A 3116-nucleotide genomic window follows, 5' to 3' on the forward strand; every position below is an offset into this window, starting at 1 on the left:
TGACCGATCCGAACGAAATCAGCGCCTCGATGCGGTAGAGCGTGCGGCCAAACCACAGCTTGGTTTCGGATGTGAGCTTGTACTTCGCCATCGGCGTTCATCTCCATCAGGGTTTCGGCAGGCTCTCGACCGAGGCTTCGGCGCTGCTCTGATGGGATGAAGGTAATGGGGGAAAATCCCCATGTCAATATCATTCTGGGGGAACTCCCCCATTTTCTGTTTACATCAGCCTCGACCGATGCGATTCAGATCTTGCCAGCACTCCCGCTGGCGGACAGCAAAAAGCCCGCCGGTGAGGGCGGGATGGGGGGGGCCAAGTTGGTTGATCTGCCTCGCGAACCAACGGAGGAAATGGTAGAGGCTGGCGCTGAGGTTCTACGTGCCGCAGACGCTATGCATTGGCCACGCTGTGAATCATGTGGAGAATGGGTCTCTACTTCGCCTTACGGGGAGGGCTCTGGGGACGAGCGCGAGTTGCTTCGGATTTTGTATATTGCCATGGCTTCTGCATTTCGACCGATAGCGTAGCTGAAGAATCTGTTAAAATGCATGAGTATAAGTATGCGGCATCCCCGGCATCTTCTGCTGCGGCCCGCAAGTCACTGAGTGTGACCCTGATCATTTTCCCAGAGGTAGATTTCTTATCTGTGATATACTTAAAGGCCGCCGCCTGCGGCTCCTCAGTGAAATGGTCCGGATATAAAGGCTCGTGCGCCAACACATTGCGCAGCTCCTGAACCAGAGTAAATTGTGCGCGAGCGCGAGAAAGCGCGTTACACGCATCATCGTTTGGCGCGCATAAGCGATGCCACACGGATTCCGCCATATCCATTAGCGGCTTGATCGGCGCTCCCTTGGTGCAGATATTAACTATCTCACTGGAATGTTCGCCGCCACTGCGCTTTGCGATAAACTGGCGCAGCGCATCGCCAAGATCTCTCTCGGCGGAAGAGAAGGCAAATATGAAGCGCCCGAGGGCCTCAAAGTAATCGCTTTCCAGTGGCCCGTCGATCTCATGATGGACTATGACCGGAATAGCATTTGGTCCGGTGTACGCAGGCACTCATCTATCTCCTTGGATTGAAGCCGAGCGTGCAGTTGCGTCCGTCCGCACAAGCTCATCAGAGGAGCGGAGCTACTCCACCCTCTCCACCATCTCCGGCGCCAGGTGAAAGCGCACCTTGGCGGCCCATTTCAGCCGGACGCCGTGCATGTTCTCGGCCTCGGGGTTCACCGAGATCAGGCTGAACGTGCCTTCCTGCATCCCTGTCTTGATGTGCTTGACCCAAGCCTTGCCGTTTTCATCCTCGCAGACGCAGACCTGACCGATTGCCTCGGTCGGCACGCCGATCACGTCGCGGCTGTAGAAAAGGACCGTGCCGGGGGCATAGAGGGGAACCATGCTGTCACCCTCGACCTCGACCGCGACGATCCCGTGGGGCGAAAGCTGCGGCGGGCAGGCGACCGAGTATAGTCCGCCGCCCTTGGCATAGGCATCGACCAGATCGACATGCGCCCCAGCCCCTACTTTGCCCGCCACGGCGACGGTGGCGCGCGCTGGGGCCGCGTTGATATCCCACGCCTCGCCAATACGGATCACATCGTCAACGCTACGCCCAACGGCTTTTGCTAGGGCGATGGCATTGACAACTTTCGGCGATGACTGGTTCCGAAACAGATCTTTAACGCCTGTCTCGCTCATCCCTGCGGCTTCGGAGAGGGGCTTCCAATCGACCCGCTCCGTGTCCGTGATAATTCGAAGGCCACGGACAAAAGCGTCCAGCCTTTCCATCGCCTCGCGTGTGATCGGCTTTCTCTTCGACATTGGGGGAAAATACCCCATGCGAAAGTTGCCTGCGATGGGGATCTTCCCCTTGCCATAATGGGGGAACTCCCCCATAGTGCGCCCCATGGAACAGCTCATTTCAGAAGTCGAAGCTTACTGCGCGGCTGAGGGCATCAGCCCGCAGAAGCTGCTGCGGGATGCACTCAATGCCAAGTGGGGCCAATGGCAGGATTGGAAGGACGGCAAGTCCAGCCCGACCATGAAGGTGGCCGACCGTCTGCGCGCCTACATGGCGGGGCGTTCTGGGGATCATGGGGCAGCAAGTGGGGAGATTACCCCCACCGTTCAAGGGGATGCGGCATGAGCAGCCCCAAGATAATCCTCATTCACGAGACTGCCCGTGAATCGTGGTCTCGGGATTTCGGGTCGGCGGCGGTAATCGTCGGCCTGTGGTCGCTTGGTTGGTTCGCTGATAGCGCCTCCCTTGAGTGGGTTGGCGTCATCCTTGCCTTGCTCATCATCGCATCCAAGGCGCAGGCCAAGATCTCAGGCGAATCTGAAAGCATGTCACCTGATGAAGCCCGCGAATGGCTGGACCGGAATCATCCCCCGCAACCTGTGTCCTCCCCCCCCTCCCCACAAGAGCGGCCCCGGAAAAAAGGGAGGGCGGCGTGATGGCGCAGAACACCAGCACCGCCGTCATGCAGCGCCGGGCAGAACCGCACGACAGCCTCGATGATTTCCCAACGCCGCCGTGGGCAACCCGCGCGCTTTTTGACCACCTGCAAGGCGTTCTCTGGTGGCTCCACACCGATAGCGACACCTGCCGCGAGCCTGCGGCCAATCGCGGCCACATGGTGCGCCCGCTGCGCGAGTTCTTCGCAAGCGTCGAGGCGTCGGACATTCACAACTACGGCGCGGGTTTTCCGGTGCAGGATTACCTGTTCGGCCCTGATCCGGCTCCCGTGGACTGGACGGTGACCAATCCGCCCTTTCGGCTGGCCGAGCAGTTCATCGAGCGCGCGCTGCGCACCAGCCGCCACGGTGCCGCGATGATCGTGCGCACGGCCTTCCTCGAAGGGGTGGGGCGTTATGAGCGGCTGTTCAGCCAGCACCCGCCGCGCATCGTCCTGCAATTCACCGAGCGCGTTGTGATGCACAAGGGCAAGTTGGCGCCGAAGGGCAGCACCGCCACGGCCTATTGCTGGATCGTCTGGACGTCAGATCACAAGGGGCCGACCGAGTTCGGCTGGATACCGCCCTGCCGCAAGCGCCTTGAGCGCGCGGAAGATTACCAGCTCCAGGCGGAGGGATGACCCATGCCCCACGC

General features: G+C 60.2%; 5 protein-coding genes. 3 read left to right on the top strand and 2 right to left on the bottom strand.

Going from position 1 to position 3116, the window contains the following annotated elements; genetic code table 11:
- Nucleotides 1–433: 433 nt before the first annotated feature.
- Together ABNX41_RS21570 and ABNX41_RS21575 are read right to left on the bottom strand one after the other, a co-directional pair.
- Complete coding sequence (locus tag ABNX41_RS21570) at nt 434–1063, bottom strand: hypothetical protein (RefSeq protein ID WP_438671737.1); 630 nt, start codon at nt 1061–1063, stop codon at nt 434–436.
- 72 nt (nt 1064–1135) lie between these two features.
- On the bottom strand, nt 1136–1912 hold the full coding sequence (locus tag ABNX41_RS21575; RefSeq protein ID WP_438671738.1) for a S24 family peptidase: 777 nt from the start codon (nt 1910–1912) through the stop codon (nt 1136–1138).
- On the opposite strand from ABNX41_RS21575, the gene ABNX41_RS21580 reads away from it, so the two are divergent.
- Genes ABNX41_RS21580 through ABNX41_RS21590 form a run of 3 tightly spaced genes read left to right on the top strand, consistent with a single transcriptional unit; the run spans nt 1911 to nt 3102 of the window.
- Nucleotides 1911–2150, top strand: coding sequence for a hypothetical protein (locus tag ABNX41_RS21580; protein WP_438671739.1), 240 nt, complete (start codon nt 1911–1913; stop codon nt 2148–2150). The genes ABNX41_RS21575 and ABNX41_RS21580 overlap by 2 nt on opposite strands.
- Nucleotides 2147–2461 carry a hypothetical protein gene (locus tag ABNX41_RS21585; RefSeq protein ID WP_438671740.1) on the top strand — a complete coding sequence of 105 codons (315 nt, stop codon included), beginning with the start codon at nt 2147–2149 and terminating at the stop codon, nt 2459–2461. The genes ABNX41_RS21580 and ABNX41_RS21585 overlap by 4 nt, the downstream gene beginning before the upstream one ends.
- On the top strand, nt 2461–3102 hold the full coding sequence (locus ABNX41_RS21590) for a class I SAM-dependent methyltransferase (RefSeq protein ID WP_438671741.1): 642 nt from the start codon (nt 2461–2463) through the stop codon (nt 3100–3102). Before ABNX41_RS21585 ends, ABNX41_RS21590 begins: the two co-directional genes overlap by 1 nt.
- Nucleotides 3103–3116 lie beyond the last annotated feature (14 nt).

The sequence above is a fragment of the Pseudogemmobacter sonorensis genome (genome assembly GCF_042762395.1).
GTDB lineage: Bacteria > Pseudomonadota > Alphaproteobacteria > Rhodobacterales > Rhodobacteraceae > Pseudogemmobacter > Pseudogemmobacter sonorensis.

What these genes read in the sequence shown, in the direction of transcription:
- ABNX41_RS21580 (WP_438671739.1), top strand. Translation starts at nt 1,911, where the DNA reads ATGGAACAGCTCATTTCAGAAGTCGAAGCTTACTGCGCGGCTGAGGGC.
- ABNX41_RS21590 (WP_438671741.1), top strand. Translation starts at nt 2,461, where the DNA reads ATGGCGCAGAACACCAGCACCGCCGTCATGCAGCGCCGGGCAGAACCG.
- ABNX41_RS21585 (WP_438671740.1), top strand. Translation starts at nt 2,147, where the DNA reads ATGAGCAGCCCCAAGATAATCCTCATTCACGAGACTGCCCGTGAATCG.
- ABNX41_RS21575 (WP_438671738.1), bottom strand. Translation starts at nt 1,912, where the DNA reads ATGGGGCGCACTATGGGGGAGTTCCCCCATTATGGCAAGGGGAAGATC.